Source organism: Alloprevotella sp. oral taxon 473 str. F0040 (assembly GCF_000318095.2).
In the GTDB taxonomy this organism is placed as follows: Bacteria; Bacteroidota; Bacteroidia; order Bacteroidales; family Bacteroidaceae; genus Alloprevotella.
This window is the reverse complement of sequence record NZ_KB290712.1, coordinates 1,447-4,673: the sequence shown is the minus strand read 5'-3', so window position 1 is coordinate 4,673 and position 3,227 is coordinate 1,447. Positions and strand designations below refer to the sequence as shown.

Here is a 3,227-nt window from a genome sequence, read left to right as displayed (position 1 = left end):
CTTTCACTTTAGAAGAGATATTGTTGTTGCACCAATAAGATGTGATGTTTTGGAGGCTGATACAACAGTCTCGGATTCAGGAACGAAATCAGTATACCACACAGTATTGGTGGATAATGCTCCGTATCTGGAACAAAATATAAGGCAATGCTTAGAGACGTATTTTTGGAAGAATATGTGTCTGGATTCTTTGGAGCGATATGAAGAGTATCAGATCCGTTTTTATAGAAAAACCAAGTATTTGACTTTGGATTTTAAAGAGGGGAATCAATATAATCCTGTATATAGCCATTGGGATAATACAATGGATTGGAGAAATCACGATGAGGATAGATTAGGCAGAGTGAGCTACTACAGACGTACAGATGGAAGCGTCTGCTATATTGTCTTTATCTATGATTCTGGTTGGGGGGGGCGTATGTTTGTAGACGCTTCAAAATCTGAAATGTATAGTAAAGACTATAGGGATGTGGCAAGTCTTTATAGATTAAAGATGAGAGAGCTTAAAATCGTTGATAATGAAATATAGAAGTATAACTGCCCCTTAAACTCCTATATAACAGATTGAGACAGAAACTCAGCTTTGAAAAACTGAATTCAGAGTTCTTCAAAAGAATAGTTTATTTTTTTCTTTCCGGTTGACTCTACGGCATCCCATAAGGATTCAACTAATGTATTAATACAATCTCCAGAGGATAGAAATGTTGAGAATAATTCCGATATTTGTGACTTCGTAAGGTCCATTGTTATTGATTGTTTTTTAGTTCACCACAAAATAATTGGAGCTTACACACAAATTTGGGACACTATCGTAATACCGAATGATGAACGAATACATTAAGATCGACAAAATAAAAAATGTGTGGGGGATAAATCCTGTCACAGGTGACTACTCCTATGATGAGGATGGCCGCCACTACCTTAGTATTGATGGAGTCGTATTAGAAAAAAAGGAGCTGCCTACGCGAATTGTTTCCGTAGGGGAGTATGTCTATGCGAGAACTTGCAATGGAAGCTTAGAAATCTATTCAGGACACACTTTATTGAAGGTGTTTGAGAAGAATTATGATCTGCTTGAAAGAGACTTGGATACCTACATTAGGTATCACGGTCGTACCCCCGAAACCTTCGAGTTGCGCGAAAACATTATTTTTGTGTCTGATGGCCGGCGGCTTTTGGAGCAAGACGTCCCTTACCGTGTGTATGAAGTGGAAGGGATGGTTTTTGGCTACGAACTTTTCAAGACAGAGTTTTGCCGTATAGACCTTTCCGGCGAGGTGCTTTGGTGCTTTCCCTTACGCAGAATTGATGATGAGGGGCGTGACAAGGGAACAGCCCACTTGGATAAGGTGCTCGGGATTGCCAACGGCATGATTTGGATCTCCACCGATTGGGGTAGGCTCATCGCCCTAAATGTAGAAACGGGAGAACTTATGTATCAATTTATTCCTGCCGATGTCGCTGAAGACAAGATTGTCTTTATGGATGAGGAAAATTCTGTCTATAGATTGATCGGAGGAGTGGGCGTTTTTTTCTTTCGCGAGACAGACAAAACCCTACTGTCCATTAGCAACTGGGGAATACATATTTTAGATGCGGCTACAGCCGATCTCATCGAGAGCTACTCATTTGCAAAGGTGGATCCTCAGGGGATTGCTACGTTTGAGCATGTGATGAATCCTCGCCTGCAAGACGACCACTTTGTATTTATGGGTGAACGTACCCACGAATTCGGCGGCTGTGGATGGGCAGGAGTATTTGATTTGCAAGCCCGTAAATTGTTGTGGGCAGACGAAGTAATCCCGGCAGAGGAAAGAGAGAAAACAGGCAATCAGCTTGTTGTGAGTCGCCCCATATACTATGCCGGGGACAAGGTGTATGTCATTGACGCAGAAGACACACTGCACATCTACGAGCGGAAGTAACCTGTCGCCATCGTGTCGTCCTTGACGAGAGGCGGTTCTCTGGTTGCTTACAGCACCGTTGGTTCGTTTTCTCAGATCCATACGCATTGTATTGTCTGCAAAGAAGCTCTTTAGCACAGCTAAAAGTTGTGGTAAGGAAGCGGATGTTGCTGCAGTGTGGGGGAAAGGATCCGATGAAGCTGTACAATTAGGCAAATACAGTCTTGCTAGTATTAGTCAGGAACGTGGCTTCATTGATTTGCTGCCTAGTTTACTTGAGAGAAGAAGACTTAACGATGGACGCCTTTCGCTATATGATATTGAAGAATGTAAATGCTTTGACTGAAACAGAAAAGGCACAACTGGCTAGGATTCGAAATGCTATACCTAAACCCGATGCTAACACTTTGATGCAAAAGATTATACCAAAGACTGATATTGAAAATTACATAAATCCAACGAGTAATTACTACAAAAAGATAGGAGGGTATGTATCAACTGCAGCAGACACCAAGCATCTAAAAACGTTTGACGATTTATATTATGGTGAAAGATTAGACTATACAAATTCTAGATTCTTTATGAGTGCAAATAGTTGTGGTATAATACGATTCAAAAATACACGAAGTTCGGAAGTTGTTATTCCAACAGGGGCTCCGTACAATGGGTATGATTATCCTTTCACTGCTCATGGATTTACCTCTGGTAGTAATGGAAGACTTGGAGTGCCAGAATGGCATTTCCAAAGTAAAATAGATATTCAAGAAGGTACTGAGATATGGGAAATATCTAATGATGGTACTGAAGAGCTCAGAGCCATATACAGAAGTGGTAAATTCGTAATAATAAAATAACAGTCTATGGAAAGGCAAAAGTGTGATTACTTTCAGGGTGGCGAATATATATGTATTGCTGATGAATGGATAAATATAAATGTTAGCTACATGTATGATAATCCATGTTGGCATATTTATACTCGGAATGCTAATTTTTTAGATCTTGGTTTTCACAAAGAAGAGGATGATTATTGGGGTTTATATTTACCTTACGGAGACAATTATGATTATTCCGCCTATAGAAAAAGTTGTTTTTGTAATTATAAAGGTTATAAATGCCAGTGTTTAGGACTTACAGAAGATAGGATTATAACATTAGATCCATCTATAGAATATCAAACTATGTCGGGAGACCATGCTTGGCATGGATATGACCCTCATTTGGATGTGGAAGAAAGTGAATTAGATGACATTTGGGAAGAGCGCAAACCAATAGAGGGCTTCAAATTTGATGTAGAGCCTATTGTCTATCTAAAAAAAGATGGCG

Annotated in this window: 4 protein-coding genes; all 4 read left to right on the top strand. The window is 39.9% G+C overall.

Annotated features, from left to right (window positions below):
• Window positions 1-529: hypothetical protein (locus HMPREF9999_RS10575; RefSeq protein WP_009436775.1), on the top strand; the 529-nt coding region annotated here is incomplete at its 5' end.
• Window positions 530-821: 292 nt separating this feature from the next.
• Window positions 822-1,925, top strand: a complete 1,104-nt coding sequence (locus HMPREF9999_RS02680) for a PQQ enzyme repeat protein (protein ID WP_009436774.1) — start codon at window positions 822-824, stop codon at window positions 1,923-1,925.
• Window positions 1,926-2,218: 293 nt separating this feature from the next.
• Entirely contained in the window at window positions 2,219-2,758 is a 540-nt protein-coding gene (locus HMPREF9999_RS02675; protein ID WP_232301273.1) for a hypothetical protein, read from the top strand.
• Window positions 2,759-2,764: 6 nt separating this feature from the next.
• Window positions 2,765-3,227, top strand: a 463-nt coding sequence (locus HMPREF9999_RS02670; protein ID WP_009436772.1) for a hypothetical protein, incomplete at its 3' end; no start/stop codon positions are given.